14 protein-coding genes are annotated in these 18,485 nt (G+C 56.5%); 8 read left to right on the top strand and 6 right to left on the bottom strand.

Annotated elements, in window-relative coordinates:
• Positions 1-10 precede the first annotated feature (10 nt).
• Together P2T68_RS20305 and P2T68_RS20300 are read left to right on the top strand one after the other, a co-directional pair.
• Positions 11-1,264 (top strand): OprD family porin, encoded by a 1,254-nt coding sequence (locus P2T68_RS20305; RefSeq protein WP_024075618.1) that lies wholly within the window; start codon positions 11-13, stop codon positions 1,262-1,264.
• A gap of 81 nt (positions 1,265-1,345) precedes the next feature.
• Positions 1,346-3,019: a methyl-accepting chemotaxis protein gene (locus tag P2T68_RS20300; protein WP_024075617.1), complete on the top strand. Its 1,674-nt coding sequence runs from the start codon at positions 1,346-1,348 to the stop codon at positions 3,017-3,019.
• A 96-nt stretch (positions 3,020-3,115) separates the two neighbouring features.
• On the opposite strand, the gene P2T68_RS20295 is transcribed toward P2T68_RS20300, so the two are convergent.
• The 4 genes from P2T68_RS20295 to P2T68_RS20280 form a co-directional block, all read right to left on the bottom strand.
• The gene (locus P2T68_RS20295) at positions 3,116-4,414 is read right to left on the bottom strand and encodes an MFS transporter (protein ID WP_041160944.1); all 1,299 of its coding nucleotides are present in this window, start codon (positions 4,412-4,414) and stop codon (positions 3,116-3,118) included.
• A 47-nt stretch (positions 4,415-4,461) separates the two neighbouring features.
• Complete coding sequence (tcuB, locus tag P2T68_RS20290; protein ID WP_277378203.1) at positions 4,462-5,619, bottom strand: tricarballylate utilization 4Fe-4S protein TcuB; 1,158 nt, start codon at positions 5,617-5,619, stop codon at positions 4,462-4,464.
• Positions 5,606-7,057, bottom strand: coding sequence for an FAD-dependent tricarballylate dehydrogenase TcuA (gene tcuA / locus P2T68_RS20285; protein WP_277378202.1), 1,452 nt, complete (start codon positions 7,055-7,057; stop codon positions 5,606-5,608). The genes tcuB and tcuA overlap by 14 nt, the downstream gene beginning before the upstream one ends.
• Positions 7,058-7,228: 171 nt before the next feature.
• Positions 7,229-8,164: a LysR family transcriptional regulator gene (locus P2T68_RS20280; RefSeq protein WP_024075613.1), complete on the bottom strand. Its 936-nt coding sequence runs from the start codon at positions 8,162-8,164 to the stop codon at positions 7,229-7,231.
• A 394-nt stretch (positions 8,165-8,558) separates the two neighbouring features.
• Here P2T68_RS20280 and P2T68_RS20275 point away from each other — a divergent pair, with 394 nt between their 5' ends.
• The gene (locus P2T68_RS20275; protein ID WP_069075951.1) at positions 8,559-9,353 is read left to right on the top strand and encodes an SDR family oxidoreductase; all 795 of its coding nucleotides are present in this window, start codon (positions 8,559-8,561) and stop codon (positions 9,351-9,353) included.
• 6 nt (positions 9,354-9,359) lie between these two features.
• Here P2T68_RS20275 and P2T68_RS20270 read toward each other — a convergent pair whose 3' ends face one another.
• A complete protein-coding gene (locus P2T68_RS20270) occupies positions 9,360-9,980 on the bottom strand; it encodes a TetR/AcrR family transcriptional regulator (protein ID WP_069075952.1) in 621 nt (206 codons plus the stop codon).
• Positions 9,981-10,142: 162 nt separating this feature from the next.
• On the opposite strand from P2T68_RS20270, the gene P2T68_RS20265 reads away from it, so the two are divergent.
• The 5 genes from P2T68_RS20265 (at position 10,143) to P2T68_RS20245 (ending at position 16,214) form a co-directional block, all read left to right on the top strand.
• Positions 10,143-10,583, top strand: a complete 441-nt coding sequence (locus P2T68_RS20265; protein WP_024075610.1) for a hotdog fold domain-containing protein — start codon at positions 10,143-10,145, stop codon at positions 10,581-10,583.
• Positions 10,584-11,438: 855 nt separating this feature from the next.
• The gene (locus tag P2T68_RS20260; RefSeq protein WP_277378201.1) at positions 11,439-12,872 is read left to right on the top strand and encodes a hypothetical protein; all 1,434 of its coding nucleotides are present in this window, start codon (positions 11,439-11,441) and stop codon (positions 12,870-12,872) included.
• A gap of 10 nt (positions 12,873-12,882) precedes the next feature.
• Positions 12,883-13,689, top strand: coding sequence for a hypothetical protein (locus tag P2T68_RS20255; RefSeq protein WP_024075608.1), 807 nt, complete (start codon positions 12,883-12,885; stop codon positions 13,687-13,689).
• Positions 13,690-15,174, top strand: a complete 1,485-nt coding sequence (locus P2T68_RS20250; RefSeq protein ID WP_277378199.1) for a hypothetical protein — start codon at positions 13,690-13,692, stop codon at positions 15,172-15,174.
• Positions 15,174-16,214, top strand: a complete 1,041-nt coding sequence (locus tag P2T68_RS20245) for a hypothetical protein (protein ID WP_277378198.1) — start codon at positions 15,174-15,176, stop codon at positions 16,212-16,214. The genes P2T68_RS20250 and P2T68_RS20245 overlap by 1 nt, the downstream gene beginning before the upstream one ends.
• 77 nt (positions 16,215-16,291) lie before the next feature.
• Here P2T68_RS20245 and P2T68_RS20240 read toward each other — a convergent pair whose 3' ends face one another.
• Positions 16,292-18,463, bottom strand: a complete 2,172-nt coding sequence (locus P2T68_RS20240; RefSeq protein WP_277379764.1) for a DEAD/DEAH box helicase — start codon at positions 18,461-18,463, stop codon at positions 16,292-16,294.
• Between the last annotated feature and the right edge of the window lie 22 nt (positions 18,464-18,485).

Raw genomic sequence — 18,485 nt, 5'->3', positions numbered from 1 at the left:
GTAGTTTGCCATGAGCACTTTGCATTCCCGACGCGCGCTGTTTTCAGTTATTGGTTTGTTGCCGCTGGCCACTGCCAGTGCAGAAGGATTTATCGACGACAGCAAACTCAAGCTGCAATTACGCAACGTCTATTTCAATGAAAACTTCCGTGACGAGCATGGCATGAGTGCCCGAGCCGCGAGGACGGCGAAGAGCGAGCGGACTGAATGGGCCCAGGGGTTTCTGTTGGACTACCAATCGGGATACACCCCAGGCACCCTCGGGTTCGGGGTCGATGCCCTTGGCCTGCTCGGGGTCAAGCTCGACTCCGGCCGTGGTCGCAGCGGTACCGGGTTGTTGCCCGTCCATGACGACGGGCGTGCGGCTGACGAATTTGCAAGCCTGGGTGTGACGGCCAAAGCCCAACTGGCCAAGACCACCGTCAAATACGGCACCTTGTTACCCAAGACACCGGTACTGATCTACAACGATGCACGCCTGATACCGCAAACCTACCAGGGCGCGCAGATCAGCAGCCTCGACATCCAGAATCTGAGCCTCACCGGGGGCCGCCTGGATCGCTTCAAGTTGCGTGACTCCAGCAACAGCATGCCGATCGTGCCCGATGGCTACAGTGGCGATAAATCCGGCGACTTCAGCTACGCCGGTGCCGAATACAAACTGGGGAAAAACATCCGGTTGAGTTACTTCTACGGCGAATTGGAGAATTTCTACCGCCAGAACTTCGCCGGTATCCAGCACGATCTGCCGTTGGGCGGCGGCGTGCTGACCAGCGACCTGCGCTACTTCAACAGTGTCGATAGCGGTTCTGCCTACGCGGGCAAGATCGACAACGACATGTTCAGCGGCCAACTGTCTTACGCCATTTCAGGTCACACCTTCGGCGGCGGGTACCAGGCCCTCAGGGGCGACGCCGGTTTGCCCTATATCAGTGGCGCCACCGTTTATTCGTTCAGCAATGCCGGGATAGGCAAGTTCATCGAGGAAGATGAAAAGACCTGGATGCTGAGCTACGGCTATAACTTTGCCGCCCTCGGCGTGCCGGGCCTGACGTTCTCCACCCGCTACTTGAGCGGTAACGACGGCAAGTCCTCGACCAAGGTCAAGGAATGGGAGCGGGACGCCGAAGTGGCCTACGTGGTGCAACAAGGCACCTTCAAGGGGTTGGGCGTGCGGTTGCGTAACTACGTGTACCGTGCCGACTACTCCCGTGGCCGGGACAGCAACCGTATTTACTTTACCTACGACATCGCACTCTGGTGAAATCGCCGATCGCGGCTCTGCGACGTTCGCAGGCCGCGTTTTTATTGGCGGCTTCATCGGATAAGACGAAGGAAATAAATGATGTCGTTCAAAACTAAAATACTGCTGCTGACCTTATTACCGGTGATGTTGTTTGCGCTTGTTTTAGGTTTGAGCGCCCGTGGCACGTTGCAGTCCCAGGCCGAGCAGGAAGTCGCACAGACTCGCGAGCGGCTGCTCGAGGAAAGCCGCACTCGACTCACGGACTACGCGAGCATCGCTCGTACTTCCATCGCCGAACTCTATGATCGGGCCGCGACCGGGGACCTCGCCAGCCGCGCCTTGGCAATCAGCCGCTTGTCCAAAGTGAAGTATGGCGACGACGGTTATTTCATCGGCTACGACAGTCAGGTTGTGCGCCTGTTTCGCGGTGACAGCAGCGAAGGCGTCGGCACCAATATGAGTGATCGCAAAGACATCAACGGGAAGTTCTTGAACCGTGAAATGGTCGAAGCGGGAAAAAACGACACCCACTTCGTCACGTATTCAGGTGGGGTCGTCAACACCGATAAAGTCGTGCCCAAGCTCGCTTACAGTTTTTATTTGCCCAAGTGGGACATGGTCGTCGTCACCGCGATCAACCTGGACAGTATTGAAGTTCAGGTGGCCAAGGTGCGCGCCGCCGTTGACCAGCGCATCAGCAACCTGATGTACAGCATTGTGCTTATCGCCGTCGCGCTGATTGGCATTATCGGGGCGCTGGCGCTCGTGCTGGTCAAACGCAGTCTAGGCCCCTTGACCTTGATTCGGGCGCACCTTGACGAAATCGCCGCGGGGGAGGGGGACCTGACGCGGCGGCTACCGCAGGTCAGTCGAGACGAACTGGGGCAACTGGCCGGTTCGTTCAATGCCTTTATCGAAAAAATCCACAGCCTCGTCAGCCAGATCGTCGCCATGAGCGAACAGTTGACGGGGTCGGTCAGTCGTGTGGCCGAGCAGAGCAGGCAGATTGATCGGGCCATGGACCAGCAGCGCCAGGAAACCGACCAGGTGGCGGCGGCGATAAACCAGATGTCATCGGCGGCGCAGGAAGTGTCGCTCAGCGCGCAAAATGCTGCAGAAGCTGCCGTCGAGACCGACAAGCAGTCCCAGCACGCGCGGCAAATCGTCAATGGCAGCATTACTCGGATGCAGGCACTCAGGGGGGAGCTGGATGAGAGTGGGGTCTCCATGGCGAGTCTGCAAAACGATGTGACGTCGATCGTCACTGTGCTGGATGTTATTCGCTCGATCGCCGAGCAGACCAACCTTCTTGCGCTGAATGCGGCCATTGAAGCGGCCCGTGCCGGTGAGGCGGGGCGCGGTTTTGCGGTGGTTGCTGACGAAGTGCGCGCGTTGGCCAGTCGTACTCAACGCAGCACCCAGGAAATCCAGGTGATGGTTGAGCGTCTCAATAGCGCAACCGGCGGTGTGGTCAAGGCGATGCACCAATCGACCGAAGCCGCGCAAGGCGCGAGTGCGCAGGCTGATCAGGCGGGTGAGTTCCTGGGCAATGCTGTCGAGCTGATTGCGACGATCAATGCGATGAACGCACAGATCGCCAGTGCCGCCGAGGAGCAGACCTCGGTGGCTGAGGAGATCAACCGTGGGGTCCATCAGATCGCGCGAGCCATTGATTCGGTGGCCAACCAGACTCAACTGGGGGTCAAGACGGTCGATGAGTTGTATACCATCGGCAGTCGTATGCAAGGTTTGCTGGGGCAGTTCAAAATTTGATGGCCTGGGCCTGCGTTGACACGCAGCGCGCGTCAATGCAGGCCAAGGCGATGATTGCTTTCATGCGCTATCCGGGTAAACGAAAACGCTCCTTCATCACGCGTTGACGGCCACTGTGCGTTGTTTGCGATACAGGATTGTCGTCGCGGTGAACCCGCACAGCGCAGCAAACATCAGCCAGTAGGCCGGCGATGCCTTATCGCCTGTCGCCTGCACGAGCATGGTCGACACGGCAGGCGTAAACCCTCCAAATACAGCCGTCGCCAAACTGAAGGCCAGGGAAAACCCCACAACCCGTACGTTTTGCGGCATCACCTCTGTCAGCGCAGCGACCATCGCGCCGTTGTAAATACCGAAGAAGAAAGAGAAGTACAGCAGTACGCAGAGCAGCCGTTCGAAACTTGCCGCTGCGGCCAGCCAGTGCATGGCCGGATACGCGGTGAATATGCACAGCAGGGAAATCGCCAACAATAGGGGGCGACGGCCGATGCGGTCCGAGAGTGTGCCGCCGATGGGCAACCAGATGAAGTTGCTCAGGCCGACGAAGAGCGTGACGACCAGGCTGTCGGTGGTGCTCAGGTTGAGTACGGAGCGGCCATAGGTGGGGGTGTAGACCGTAATCAGGTAGAACGTGGTGGTCGTCATGGACGCCAATAGACCGCCTGCCAGCACCGTGCGCCAGTTGTCGCGCATGGAGCGAAACACTTCATTGGCACTTGGGTGATGCCGGCGCGCTTTGAACGCCTCGGTTTCCTGCAGGGAGCGGCGGATGATGAAGATGAACGGAATAATCACGCAACCGATGAAGAACGGGATCCTCCATCCCCAGGCAGCGACCTCGGCAGCTGCCATGGAGGCGTTGATGGTGTAACCCAGCGCTGCCGCAAGAATGATCGCCACCTGTTGGCTGGCCGACTGCCAACTGGTGTAGAAACCGCATCGCCCCGGTGTGGCGATTTCAGCCAGATACACTGAAACGCCGCCCATTTCCGCGCCGGCGGAGAAGCCCTGCAACAGCCGCCCCAACAACACCAATATGGGCGCCGCGATACCGATGCTGGCATAGCCGGGTACCAAGGCGATCAGGACCGTTCCGGCGGCCATGATCGAGAGCGTCACAATCAGGCCCTTGCGCCGTCCAACCTTGTCGATGTAAGCCCCGAGCACGATAGCGCCCAGTGGACGCATCAAGAACCCGGAACCGAATACGGCGAAGGTCATCATCAGCGAAGCGAACTCGCTGGTGGCAGGAAAGAACGTCTGGGAAATGTAGGTCGCGTAGAAGCCGAACAGAAAGAAGTCGAACTGTTCGAGAAAATTGCCGCTGGTGACCCGCAGGATGGCGCCCAGTTTTGAACCCTTGGACGGGGTGTCTTGCGTTGTTGTTTTCATCATGGCTACCGTGGTGATCAGTCTTGTTTTTGGAATGACGGTGTTAGCGATCAGTCGCTTGCGGCGTTAATCGGGTTGGGTTGGCGTTTTTCGATGGAATATTTGAGCAGCGCGGCGCTGCGGAAGATGCCGTGGGCGAACTTGCTGTAGGGCATGGTCAGGAAGAAAGCCATGACCAGGCCGAGATGGATCGCCAGCAACAGGCCCAGGGCAACGGTTTCGCGAAACGCCAGGAGCGCCAGGCCGCTGGCGCTGATAAGAAACAGCAGCGCGATAAAGCCGCGGTCCATGGGTTTCTGCTGTTCGTCGCCCTGTTCGGCGTTGCGACGCAGGTTCAACCACAAGAGCCCCGCCGGGCCAACCAGCAACCCGAGCCCGCCGGCGATGCCGAGCATCACCGGCATGCTCAGGACGGGGTAGGGCGCCGACCAGCCCAGCAGGAAATGGTAGAGCGTGGCCACACCGGTAGCGGCGAAGCACAGCATGAAGCCGTAGAAGGTGAAGTGGTGCATGCGCCGCCGCCACAAGGTGAATTGATCGTCGGCGTTATTGCAGCCCTCGCCATGGCCGCCATCCAGGTACTTGAGCGTGGCAACATTGGCGGTCGCTTCCAGCGCCGCCGACGTTGTTTGCCGGGGTGAGGCGTCGACCGGCGAGACATTGCGCCAGAAGCGCCGCACGCCGATCGTCAACGCGAGGACCGCGAAACCAAACACTGCGCCGAACATCAGGGCCAGGGTGTTATGCGGGAAGATCCCGTAGAAATTCCCCCCGGGCATTGGCGTGAACAGATTGCCCATCACCATCAGCGTCAGGCAGAGAAACAGGGCTAGCCCCGCGCCGGATGACAGCGCCAGGGTCAGCCCGTTGCGCCGGTATAAGGTGCCCATCACCTGCGGCCAGGCGTACTCGGCGTAGGTGTCGAGGCGGACTTTGGCCATGGCTTTGGGCACGTTGATAGCAAATTCATGAGGGGCGGCGTACTGGCAGGCATGCAGGCAGGCGCCGCAGTTGTGGCAGAGGTTTGCCAGGTAGTGGATGTCCGCCGCCGAAAACGCCAGGCGTCGGGTCATGGCCGGGAAGACCGCGCAGAAGCCCTCGCAATAGCGGCAGGCATTGCACACGGTCATTTGTCGCTGGACTTCGCTTTCATCAAGGTTGAGGACGGGAATCAGCGTGCCCGGCGCCTGGGGATCAAACAGCTGCATGGTGCGGCTCCTGGAATGAAGGGGACATGAAGCCGGCCGCGGCTGCGGCTTGCGCACCGGCGATGCGACCGAATGCGGTACCAATAGCCATGCCGATACCGGCGGTATAGCCCTTGCCCAATACGTTGCCTGCCATCATTTCTCCGGCGACAAACAGGTTCGGGCTGGCCTTGCCGTTGAAGTGAACGGCGGCCGTTTCGTCGGTCGCGAGGCCTAAATAGGTGAACGTCACGCCTGGCTTGAGCGGGTAGGCGCAGAAAGGCGGTTTCATCAAGGGGCGAGCCCAATGGGTTTTGGCGGGCGTCAACCCTTCGGTGTGGCAATCGTCCAGGGCGGTGTGGTCGAACGTGCCGACGCGGCAGGCCGCGTTGTAGGCCTCGATGGTTTTAACGAACGGCCCGACGGGCAGGTTTAACTGGCGGGCCAACGCTTCCAGAGAGTGGGCGGTGGTCCCTGAAAATACCGGCGGCATAAAACGGCCGACGGCCTGCTGGTCGATGATCGAATAGGCTTGTTGGCCGGGTTGACCCGCTACCAGGCGACCCCAGATCGCATAGCGCTTGGGCCAGAAATCCTCGCCTTCATCATAGAAACGTTCGCCGTCGCGATTGACCACTACGCCCAGCGACACGCAGTCGATGCGGGTGCAGATGCCACCGTCATACAAGGGCGCGCGGGCGTCGATGGCCACCATGTGCGCTTGGGTGGGGTCACCGATAAAGTCGGCGCCCAGTTGCTGCATGCGCCGAAGCAGTACGCCGGTGTTGAAGCGCGTGCCGCGAATCAGGAAATTGTCCGAAGGCCACTCGCCGCGCGCGTTTTGCCCCCATGCTTCACGCAGCCATTCGCGGTTGGATTCGAACCCTCCCGCCGCCAGCACGCAGGTCCTGGCCTGGATACGTTCGGCGGGCACGCGTTGCCCATCCACTTCACGTTCACCCAAGTGGGCCGCGACGAAGGTTCCATCCTTCAATTCAATGTCGGTCACTTGAGCGTTGTAGCGGATGGTCACGCCCAACCGCTCGGCGCTGCGGTAATACGCATTGACCAAGGCCTTGCCGCCACCCATGAAAAACGCATTGGTGCGCGCGACGTGCAGCGCACCGGACAGCGACGGCTGAAAATGCACACCATGGGCGCGCATCCAGTCACGGCAGTTCGATGAGGCGCGGATGACCAGGCGCGCGAGCTTTTCGTCGGTCATCCCGCCGGTGACCTTCAACAGGTCCTGCCAATACTCCTCTTCGGGGTAGGCGTCGACCAATACATCCTGCGGTGCGTCGTGCATGCAGCGCAGGTTGCGGGTGTGTTGCGAATTGCCGCCGCGCCAGGCCTTGGGCGCACCTTCAAGCAACATAACGCTGGCGCCGGCCTCTCGGGCCATTAACGCCGCGCACAAGGCGGCATTGCCGCCGCCAATGACTAATACGTCGATCATCATCACTCCTCGATCGCGAGGAGGCATGAACGAAGGGCTCCTCGCGAGTGGCGAGACCTTAGGGCAGCGAGCGTGGGGTCGAAAGGCGCGTTATCGGTTGGGGTGTTTAGTTTTCGTAAAGGCTTTGCGGGTTAGCGCATGCCGTGAAAGATAAGAGGGGGACGCTTGAGATCAGGGTGTGATGTCTTCGATCCACGAGGCGCCGGGCCATTGCCGATCCATGACCAGCTGTCGCGCCACGTCGGTGATGACCCGTCGCGCGGCCAGTGCGGCGGGCGCCAGCTCATCATCCGGCAGTGTCGCCAACAGGTTTCGTCGACCCACGTGAGCATCGGCGATTTCCACCACCGAAAGCCCCGATTCACCTTTGAGCGCCACCGCGGCACCGGGCTGGATGGTCGCGGCGTGACCCGCGCGTACAGCGTTCATCAACACGGCCAGGCCATCCACTTCCATGATGATGTTGGGCGTCAACCCCGACCGTTCAAAGGCCGCCATCAGCGTTGAGCGCAAACCGTGTTGTGCGCTGGGCATCACCAGGGGAAGTTGCCCCAGGTCGGCCATTTGCACACGGGGGCCTTGGGGCGCATCAGGGAGGTGTGGCGAGCAGATGACAAATAGTTTCTCGTCAAGCAAAGGCGTCACGCTCCAGCGCTTGCCGCCTTCGAGTTGAAACAGAACGGCCAGATCGATTTGGCGGGCATTCAGCTGTGTGGCCAGGTGCCCGGAGAGCATCTCAATCAGGTGCAATTGAATATCTGGATATCGCGCCCGCATCGCACTGATCAATGGCAGGGCAAGTACCGTGGCCGTCGTGGGCGGTAATCCAACGGTCACGTAGCCACTCATCCGCCCACGGTGCGCGGCCAGGATCGCATTGTCTGCTTGCCGCAGGCACAGCTGGGCAGGGTGCAGGAAGGCCATTCCGGCAGGGGTCGGTGTGACACCGGTGGTCGAGCGGTTCAGCAGGCGAGTCGAGAGTTCGCTTTCAAGTTTGGCGATTTGCTGGCTCAGCGCCGATACCCCCACGTCCAATTCAAGGGCTGCACGCCCCAGGCTGCCGTGCTCGACAATTTTTACGAAATAGCGCAGTTGTCTTAGTTCCAAGCGTTACGGCTCCATTTCAAATTGATACCGGTCCAAGTGACGGTGGGGAAGAGACATCCAACCACTCCGCGCCGCGCGATGATAAAGGTGACGGGGCGTTTCTGGAATTGGCGGTATGGAGTGGGCGCGGCTCGCGGCGTGAGCCTGCCGGTCGCTCAGTTGGCTGACATCCTCCACGACCGAGCGCGAAGCGGGCACGTTCAGACTATGCTCGCGGCCACTGATGGCAAAGTAATAGTTTCCCTCGCAGCCCCTCACCCCCGAGTTTCGTGGCTCACCCACCTGAATTGACATTTATCCAAGAGCGGCTAAGCCATACAGGGTCGCTTTGTTTCACACAACGGTTGGAACTGATGGCGGGCATAAAAGCCCGTCCATGCCTGACGGAGAAATCATGAATATTCAGTTGAAGGCTAAACGCGCACTGGTTACCGCCTCGACGGGCGGCATTGGTTTTGCAGTGGTCAAAGGGCTTGCCGAAGCGGGCGCTGCCGTTGTTATCAACGGCCGCAGTGAGCGTTCGGTGAACGAGGCGGTAGTGCGTTTGCTGTTGGCAGTGCCCGATGCGAGTGTCAGCGGTGTGGCCGCAGACCTGAGCACCGCCGAAGGTGTCGCCACCTTGCTGGCCGGTGTCAGTGATATCGACATCCTGGTGAACAATGCAGGCATCTATGGGCCTCAGGACTTCTTTGAGACCGGCGATGACGTTTGGGACCACTATTGGCACACCAACGTGATGTCGGGCGTGCGCTTGAGCCGTGCGCTGCTGCCGGCCATGGTTGCGCGCGGGTGGGGGCGGGTGGTGTTCGTTGCTTCCGAGTCCGCCCGCAATATTCCCGCAGACATGATCCACTACGGCGTCTCCAAGACCGCCCAATTGGCATTGGCGCGTGGCTTGGCCAAACGTGTCGCGGGCAGTGGCGTGACCGTCAATAGCGTGCTGCCTGGGCCAACGCTGTCCGACGGCGTCGCTGAAATGATGAAGGGCCAGGTCGAACGCAGCGGGAAATCCCTTGAGTCGGTGGTCACCGAGTTCGTCATGCAACATCGCCCAAGCTCGATCATCCAGCGCGCATCCAGCGTGGAAGAAGTGGCCAACATGATCGTTTATGTCTGCTCGACGCAAGCATCAGCCACCACTGGCGCTGCGCTCAGAGTCGACGGTGGTGTGGTAGACGATATTGTCTGACGGCCTTTAGTCCTCACGTCCTACTGCGCGCCAGGCCGCATCTGCAAGCTGCTGCCGCAAGAGCCCAGGGTTGCGTTGGACGCGGCCAGAGAGCCAGGCGCGGCAGTAGCTCTCCGCCGAACCGATGATCAGTGACGGTATCAGCTCGGAGGGCAGGGCCTGCAAATTCTGCCGGTGGGCCGGGTCGCTGAACCACTTCTTGAGTGCGGCGTTCCTGGCGAGATTCGCCTCGGCGAGCCGCTCGTTGAAGCTGCTGCGTGCAACCGCAAAGCGCGCCTGGTACTGGAAGCGCGCCCAATCGGGTTGGCTGACCACCCAATCCACGTAGCTGAACACCAGAGCATGCACCCATTCCTTGGTCGACGTCACAGCGGCAAGGTAGCTGTCCCTGAGGCGCGCCTGATCGTCCAGGGCGGTCATGTACAACGCCGCGACCAAGCCTTCCTTGTTCTCGAAATGATGATAAATGGCCCCCACGCTCATCTGGCTTTCGGCACGGATGATGTCGATGGTGGTCGCTTCAATGCCCTGCTGGTTGAACAGCGCCAGGGCACATCGAAGGATGTGCCGCTTGGACTCGGCACGACGGCCTGGGTAGCAGCGTTCGAGGAGATCGACAGGTTCCATTTTTCGGCCCAGGCAAAAAGGGGCCATGGTAATTGAAACCGAGGCTTGGCACGAGAGATTGACAGGCTGAGCATTTACAGAATATCGTTCTGTAACAGAGCAATATTCTGTAATTGAGTAATGTTCTGTCCACGACTCCAGCCACCTGACCCGAGATATCCCATGAGCCAGACTCTCAGCATGTACCAAAGCGTTGGTCCGTCCGCTTTCAGCAATATGGCCTGCCAGATGGCACCGTACTTCGGCACCATCAACCCGGAAATTTCTGTATTGGCCCCCGGCCGCGGTGAAGTGAAGGTGCCGTTTCGCAAGGAAATCACCAATCACCTGGCGTCCGTTCACGCTATCGCGCTGTGCAACGCGGCAGAACTGGCGGGCGGCATGATGACCGAAGTGTCCATCCCCAGCGGCGCTCGCTGGATTCCTAAAGGCATGAGCGTCGAATATTTGGCCAAGGCCAAAACGTCCATCCACGCGATTGCCGACGGTAGTGAAATCGACTGGCAGACCTCGGGCGACAAGATTGTTCCGGTCGATATCTTCGACGAGGCCGGGGTGAAGGTCTTTACGGCACGCATCACCATGAATGTGAAAGTCGGCTAGATCGCCTGGGTTACCCGCCGTTCCAGGCAGGAGCGGCGGGTCGGGGTTAGGCAACGCGATGTGAACGACATCGGGCGGTCGTACCAATAAGGGGTCACTTGCGGTGTGATCGAATGTGCAGTCAATTGCGGCTTTTCGTTTGGAACGTCCTGACGGGCCGTTCCGGGATGAGGACCTCAAATTAGCGGGGCAGCGTTTTTTTAAAGTCGAAATTTGTCCCTGGCTATGCCCCCAATCACAGCCAATATGCGAGCGATTACGAATGGCAATTTCTGACCGAAAACCAAGGTGCAGCTGGGTGGCTTTCAGTGTGCGTCCATCCATCACGTGAATCGTCCCGGATTTTCTAGACACGTTGTAAGCAGACGGGTATCTCGTCTTGCGTATAAGTTAACTCCTTGCTCACTCGCCCGCTGCATCGGCAGGCGAGTGAGGACGCCCTTCAGAAAGGCATACGCAAACGCGCTAATGCGCAGTTTTCATCGGCCCGAGGATGGAAAACGCATAAGTCGTCATCCTGCCCAAAGGGCTGTATGGCGATTGGCTGAGGCCTCTCTGCTGCGGGACAGTATGGGGTTAATGCGGCAATATCCAGCGGATCGCCTGTTAAGCGAGGCTTGCTAGAACAGGCCGGCTGGTATTCCCAGAACAGCACTGACCATTTGTCCAAAATTAAACATTTTTGTGCTGATTTGTTGCCCTTATCTGTAGCGCTTGGCATTATTTGGCCATTACTCGACGCTGGCGCAGGGATGGCCGCGACACTCACCTATTTCTGTGCGTCCTCTTGGGCGTCAGCCTAGTGCCTTCCTATCTCTGCATCCCCTCCATTTCTGATTTTTGTGGTTCACATAAATGAGTTTTTTTCGAAAGCTGCTGGCTTTCATCGTCCAACTATTCAGTCGGAAGGATGAGCCGGATAGCGATGTACTGCCGAACATTGATCCTGAGAAAATCCAACGGGAACTTCGTGTTGTTGAGCTAGCAAAGCTGCGTGGAGCAGCGGGTGTGCCGTCTAGTACAGCGACCCAGTTGTCAGATGTTGAGCACAGTATTCGAGGGACGCTCGGAAGAATGCGCGAGCAGATACTCAAGTACGGCGAGCGGTCGCTCAAAATTCTGGATAACCGCTTGGACTCGATTGATGTGACCCGGGAGATCAAGCGCACGATTGCATTGGGTGAGGAGTTTGAGCGAAACGCTGATCAAGACATTTCAAAAATGGACGGCGAGCTAACGGAGCTTCAGCAGGTAGCTGAGGATAAGGCCCGTGCGCTGGAGGCGTTTCGCGAGCAGCACAAGTTGCAAGGTCGGCTTGCAGAGGCGTCCGATGGAGATGCGAAATGGAAGAATGGCGGCCTGCTGATCGCGATGATTGTCATTGAGGGGGCGGGAAACGCCTTTTTGTTTTCAGAGGGCATCGCCAGCGGTTATGTCGGCGGATTTGTAACTGCATTGATGCTTTCGGCATTTAACGTATTTGTATGCTTCTTTCTCGGTAGGGCCAGTACTTATAAAAACCATATAAAACCCTCTCTGGCTTTTGCAGGATATTTCGCGTTCGTTGCCTCCTTGCTGAGCATGGTCACTGTTGGTCTAGGAACTGCGTATTTCCGTTTTGTGTTGCCTCAACTGGAAGATGAATCGCAATCAGCGATTGCGCTGATTCTCGGCTATGTCCACACGTCGGTCCTTCCATTTCAGGACATCAGCACGTGCGCGTTATTTGCCCTGACGGTTATTTTCGGGCTGATGGCTGTTTATAAAGGTTATACTTGGACAGATCGTTATCCAGGGTACGCGAGGGTTTACCTGGCTTACGAAGACGCGCAACGGAGTTATGTTTTTGTAATTGAGGCGTTACGACAAGTGCTTGAACAGCGCAAGGTCGAATCCTTGCTGCTGATCGACCAGAACGTTGATCGTGCCTCATCCGCCATCCAAAACTTCAAGCGAAGTATGAGCCAAAAAGCGGTCATCAAGAAAGTTGTGGATGAGCGCATGGTGCTGGCTGACGAAACACTGACCAGTCTGGTTCGGACATACCGAATTGAAAACGAAATGGCCCGCCCTCGCGATAATCCACCGCCGGCCTATTTCGACGAGCCGGTGACTTTTGTTAAGGCTGAGATGCCCGACTTTGGCACCGAAAAGGACGAGCTAAAACTGGCCGAACAAGAACGCTTGATGCACGAAATGATCTCCAGTCTCGAGACGATCAGAGCCCGAATCCAATCGTCCTTTAACCAGAAATACGATCAAGTACAGCCGCTGCAGCAGCTATTTTAAGGAGAGCAGAATGGCAATTTATGCCCAGAAAAAAGGGCTTTCCGGTAAAGTTGTCGGCGTAATGTTCGGTGGTGTCGCCCTGATTGCGGCCAGCGCGATGATTTATATCAACTTCACCCGTGAAACCTTCGATAAGGAGACTCTTTGCCCGTCTACAGGGCCTAAAGGGCAATACGTGGTGTTGATCGACAACACCTCGCCGTTCCCGTTTACTCAGAAAGTTGCTTTAGGCCAACGGCTGAAAACAATGGTCACTGAGGAGCTGCCCGAAGGCTACCTGCTCTCGGTGTTTCTGCTCGGTGAAGACTTCAAAAGCAATGAAAAACCGTTATTTGAACGCTGCAATCCTGGGCAGTGGAAGGATAGAAACCAACAGACCAATAACAAAAAGTTTGTTGATCGTGACTTTAACCAGAAATTCGTAAAGCCGTTCGATGACATCGTGCACAAGATCTCGCTGGAAGAACGCAGCAAAAACTCGCCCATTTTCCAGATGCTGCAGCTGGTAGGCATCAATGGATTTGAGCGTGCGCATGTGTCAGGTGAGCGCAGGCTGGTGATTTACTCGGACATGCTGGCAAACATGCCGGAGTTCAGCATGTATAAGGCCTCCTTGCCGCAGTACGCGGAGTTTCGCAAGACTGCTTATGGGCAAAATGCTGCAGCGCCGGGCCTGAACGGTAGCAGTGTGGCGATCAATTTGTTGGCGGCTGATCAAAAAGCGCTGCAGAGCAACAAGTTGGCCGTATTCTGGGAGCAATATTTTCAAGATAACGGTGTATCCGTGGAAGGGTTTTCCCGGGTTGAGGGGCTGTAAATGGACGTCAATAAATGGATCAGGCGCGTCAGCACCTGCTTTGCGATCGCCGTAGTACTGAAAATCAGCCTGTCGATTGCCAGTCTGTTGCTAAAAGACCCTAAGTGGCTAGGGTTTGTTTTTCCACTTTCGGTGATGGTGGGCTATTGGGCCATTGGCTATACGGTTCGACAAAAATGGGACAAGCAACTCACCCTGGCAAAATTTGCCGACTCGGTTTACTACCTGGGCTTTCTATTCACTGTGGCCAGCATCATCATCTGCTTGCTGGATATTGAGAGCCTAGGCGATAACCTGAATGGAATGGCTACTCGGTTTGGCGCCGCAATGGTCAGTACCGCGCTGGGTATGTTGGCGCGGGTTACTCATACCGGATTTCGTATCGACGCTAACGACGCGGTCAGAAGTGTCGAAGAGCGGGCGATTCACGCGGCCGAAAACCTCGCGATCTCCTTTGACAATAGCTTTCAGCAGCTCGAAGTGTTCCGGGATAAAGTCGGTGTCGCTTCCCGAGAGGCGGTGCAGAGTGTCAAGGAGCAGGTCAAGGCGCTGTATGAGCACAACATCACCGCCACCGATGCTTACTTTGCCAATGCTACGCAGCAGAGCAATGAAGCCTTCTCGCTCATCCTGGAAAACACTCGGCAAGCCAGTGACAAATTGTTGATCACTATCAATGAACTGGCCGAAAAGAGCACCATCACGTTGCGTCAGATGGAAGATAACGCGTTGGATTTCGGCACGATGGCGCGTGATCGTGTAGAGCAAATGATCTTTCCAGATGACCTGTTCACCCGCAAATTGGGTGGTTCAATCGATACCTTGGCAGGCACAACGGACAGTGTCAGTGAAGGTGTTGCATGCCTCGCCGAAGATGTCAAAACTGCCACCCGCCAAGTCACCACGGCCATACGCAATCTGAACGCCAAAACTCAGACGCTGGATGAGAATCTGGTTGCTGTAGGTGCCATTGTGACCAGCCAGGAGCGTCTGGTGGATGCGATGAAACAGCAGAGCAAAGAGGTCATGGACAGCGTTGAGCGTGTGCAGAAAGAGTACCTGGATTCGCTGGACGACCAACAAGAGGAGTACCTCAACGAAATCAAGACTCGCCAGCAATCGGTTGAGCGCATTGCAGACAAGCTGGAGGCCCTGAGCATTCGAATCGAAAACGCCGATACGGTAGAGCGACTGAGTACTGAAGTCACTGATACCCTGAAGGGTGTACGTGAGGTCACTCAGACCAACCGAGACGTTTTGGCTGAGCGTCTTGAGCTCAGCCTGGCGCCGCTGATCCAGGCACTGGTTGAGAGTAATGAAAGGAATCAGGGGATCGCTGCACGTATGGAGCAGCACAATCGTGTGATCGAAACCGTTCACAGCCAGATGGATGCCCTGATCACTAAGATCGGCGACGTATCGATTGGGGAGTCGGCCAATCAACATGCTGAGCCTGCCCGCCCGGCTGATGCGAGAACCGCCTGATGAGCGGAAAGAACGATCAGGTTTTTCAGCTCTCACTTACCGAAATCTTTATCATCGTCTGCTTTATTTTGTTGTTGCTAATGGGGTACCAGATTTTTAAGTTAACCCATAAAAATCAGGCGTTGAATGAGAAAATGGCCGCCTTCCAAGATCTGGATATACGTGAAAAGGCGATCAGTACAGTAGCCGAGGCCTTGAAGGCACGTATGACCGCATTAGGTGTGCGTAAGCCTGATGAGATCATCAGCAAACTGATAGATGCCTCCAAAGCCAATGCAGAGCTGGATCGCTTGAAAGTGCTCTTGACCCAAAAAGATCAAGAGCTGACTGCTCTTGCAGCCATCGAAAAAGCGTTGATGGAAGTGGCTGGCCAGAAGAAAGGTGATGACGCCAAGCAACTGATACTAGAAACCATGATGTCGTTTGAGCAGTTGAAAAAGCTGGTTGTCGATCCTGATGACGAAAGCGACGCGCAGCCTACCGATGTGGTGAAGCGTGTCGCGGCGTTAAAGGCTCAGGAAGACATGCTAGGGGCAGCTTTCGGGACAACAAATGATCAACTCCAGCAAACAATCAAGCATGCTGTGGCCTTGATTCAGGCAGAAAAAAGTGGCGTAAATCCGGTTGAGTTGCAGAGAGCGAATAAAGACTTACGGGGCCAAGTTCAGTTTCTGCAGAACCGCTTAAATAAGGGGCGCGGCGGCGACCTTCCACCGTGTTGGGTGAATGAGGTCACGGGCAAGCCGGAGATGTTCCTCACGGTCAAACTCAGTGAGAACAATCTCACATTCGAACCTGCCTGGCCGCCTGCCCGTCAGGAGGACGCGATGGCGCTGCCAGGTATTGGCGAGTTGATGTCCTCTACCACCCGCACCTATGAAAGCTTTATTCAAGCGGCTAAACCGGTATCGGATTTGGGTTCACAAAAAGAGTGTAAGTACTACGTGCGTTTGGCTAGCCAGATTCAGGATGCAGTTACGTCTGATCGGCGCCGGCTGACAGTTGAGAATTTATTTTACAAAGTGGAAGTCAGGCGGTAAGGGATTCGTCTTGAAATACCGTGGTGTTGTTCGGACAGGAGATTGTCCGAACAACACCAAACTCTCAAGGTTTAGATTCAGCTCATCGACTGTCTTTGGGCAAAGCAAACAGCGGTTGAGATATCGAGCGATATGGAAGCAAAAGACTTCACGAGCAACGATTCCGGCAACGCCCAATCCCACTTTTCGCGCAACATGTTCTGTACGTCCTCCAAAATCGAATTGAGGTCACTTGGGTCCAGGCCTCCAACAACCGCAAGTGCCTCTTTTGCCTGATCGATATTCGCATCGATTTCTATAGCCAGACCCGAGTTATCACAAAAAAGGCCCGCATGATTAAGCAACAGCCTTAATGCATCATTAGCGTAATCACCCAACCAACTAATCAAATAACATTTCCCACCCGACTCGATAAGGTAACGCTCACCAAGCCCCAATAAGGCAAAAGTTTTCCGGGCCTCTTCGAGTAAAGCTTTGGCACCATGATCGATAAAAGGGCAGGGGCTGGAGTCCGCTAAGACTGCTCGCATCTCCGCGCGTACGGCGTCATGTACCATTGCGCCCAAGCCATCGAACTGTGGAGGAGCACCGCCGCGTGCCGCTGAGACGATGATGACCTTGGCCTGCAGGTCAACATCACGCACCTGCCATCGACGGCCACCGAAGATAATGCGTTGGTCTTTGGTCAGCGGACGGCTAACGGGGACCGAGCCCAAGGCTTTACCGTCGCATACCAGACGGAATTCTTCATCGCTAGTGAATGCGCTGTAGAACTCATAGTGATTGATCATGCGCTCACCAACTGTTCCAGGCAGCAGCAATCCTGAGCTGTCCTGGACAATCAATTCGTGCTCCCCAAGAGATTTGAGTAGTTTCACAAAGTCCGGTTTTTCAATACCTTGAAATGCGCCTTCAGTAATCAAGTTTTTCCATAGGTCGGCAGCCGAAGCGCCGCCGCATTGAGCAATGATAGAAAGGCATTGCTGAACCAAGGTGGAGGCATGAATGCCCTGCGCTCTGGGAGGTTCAAACCAACCTCTGGTCAGCAGTCGAACCATGGCAATTGTTTGTACCAACCCTTGGCGTAATTGGTCGGATAAGCCAGATTTATCCGTGAGCGGTGATTCTTTACAGTAAGCGCGTAACGTTGCTTTCTCTCCTGGGCGTCTGCCGGAACGCCCTAAACGTTGACGCAGACTTGCCACGGAAGGTGGGGCACCAATTTGCACCACCGTTTTGATACTGCCGATGTCTATTCCGAGTTCAAGGGTTGTAGTGCAAATCGCCGATGCTGGCCGGTCTCCGGCTTTCAGCGCATGTTCAGCCTGCTCCCGCAAGTCTTTCGAGAGACTGCCGTGATGAGGCCAGAACTCGTTGGGCACGCCGTCTTTCTCGCATCGTCGGCGAAGTTGGTCTGCGTACCATTCAACCTGGGACCGACTATTCGGGAATATCAAGTTATTGCTGCCGCGTAGTACCTGGTAGAGATGCTCAGCAATCGCGAAGTCGGGGCTTGCCTCATTTTCCGTTTCGTCTTCATTCCCCTCCTGCTCATTGGGTTGAGCAGGTTTCTTTTTAAGCTCGCTCATTGGCGGCTGAATGTAGCCGCGAACTTGCACCTGAAGTGTCTGGTTAGCGTTTTTCGATTCAATAACGGTAACGTTATCGGCATTGGCTGGGCGCAAAAACGCTGACGCCATCTTCATATCGCCGAGGGTGGCTGAAAGCCCAACCCTAGGAAGGCGCCTCCCCGCAGCAAGTTCAACCCTGTGCATCAATGACTGAAGTTGTTTGCCTCGCTCACTGCCGATGAAAGCGTGTAGTTCGTCCACGACGATATAGCGCAGGTGTTGGAATACCCCGCCGAGACTTGAGCCACGGTTGACGAACAATGCTTCAAGAGATTCGGGAGTGATCAGCAGCACGCCTTCAGATGATTTGAGAAAACGGTGTTTTTTGCTGGATGAAACATCTCCGTGCCAAGCGACAACAGGGATCTCAAGCTGCTCACAGAGTCGGCTTAACCTGTCCCATTGATCGTTAATCAAGGCCTTGAGCGGACTGATATACAGCACCGCGCCAGGCGGATCATCGTTATTGAGCAGATTCGTCAGGATGGGCAAGAAGGCGGCTTCGGTTTTGCCAGCGGCTGTTGCTGCGGCGATGATGACGTCCTGATCGGCGTGCACCAAAACAGGCACGGCCCATTCCTGAGCGTCGCGAAGGGAGGTCCAACCTTCAGCCCAAATCCAGCGCTGGATTCGGGGCTCT

Source organism: Pseudomonas sp. G11, from assembly GCF_029457515.1.
Classification (GTDB): Bacteria; Pseudomonadota; Gammaproteobacteria; order Pseudomonadales; family Pseudomonadaceae; genus Aquipseudomonas; species Aquipseudomonas gorinensis.
Note: the sequence above shows the minus strand (reverse complement) of the source record. Positions and strands in the feature narration are given on the sequence as shown.

Bases quoted from the DNA above. Each gene is read 5' to 3' on its own strand.
- tcuB (WP_277378203.1), bottom strand. From the start codon at position 5,619: ATGCAGCTGTTTGATCCCCAGGCGCCGGGCACGCTGATTCCCGTCCTC.
- tcuA (WP_277378202.1), bottom strand. From the start codon at position 7,057: ATGATCGACGTATTAGTCATTGGCGGCGGCAATGCCGCCTTGTGCGCG.
- P2T68_RS20300 (WP_024075617.1), top strand. From the start codon at position 1,346: ATGTCGTTCAAAACTAAAATACTGCTGCTGACCTTATTACCGGTGATG.
- P2T68_RS20250 (WP_277378199.1), top strand. From the start codon at position 13,690: ATGGACGTCAATAAATGGATCAGGCGCGTCAGCACCTGCTTTGCGATC.
- P2T68_RS20275 (WP_069075951.1), top strand. From the start codon at position 8,559: ATGAATATTCAGTTGAAGGCTAAACGCGCACTGGTTACCGCCTCGACG.
- P2T68_RS20265 (WP_024075610.1), top strand. From the start codon at position 10,143: ATGAGCCAGACTCTCAGCATGTACCAAAGCGTTGGTCCGTCCGCTTTC.
- P2T68_RS20255 (WP_024075608.1), top strand. From the start codon at position 12,883: ATGGCAATTTATGCCCAGAAAAAAGGGCTTTCCGGTAAAGTTGTCGGC.
- P2T68_RS20270 (WP_069075952.1), bottom strand. From the start codon at position 9,980: ATGGAACCTGTCGATCTCCTCGAACGCTGCTACCCAGGCCGTCGTGCC.
- P2T68_RS20295 (WP_041160944.1), bottom strand. From the start codon at position 4,414: ATGATGAAAACAACAACGCAAGACACCCCGTCCAAGGGTTCAAAACTG.
- P2T68_RS20305 (WP_024075618.1), top strand. From the start codon at position 11: ATGAGCACTTTGCATTCCCGACGCGCGCTGTTTTCAGTTATTGGTTTG.
- P2T68_RS20260 (WP_277378201.1), top strand. From the start codon at position 11,439: ATGAGTTTTTTTCGAAAGCTGCTGGCTTTCATCGTCCAACTATTCAGT.
- P2T68_RS20245 (WP_277378198.1), top strand. From the start codon at position 15,174: ATGAGCGGAAAGAACGATCAGGTTTTTCAGCTCTCACTTACCGAAATC.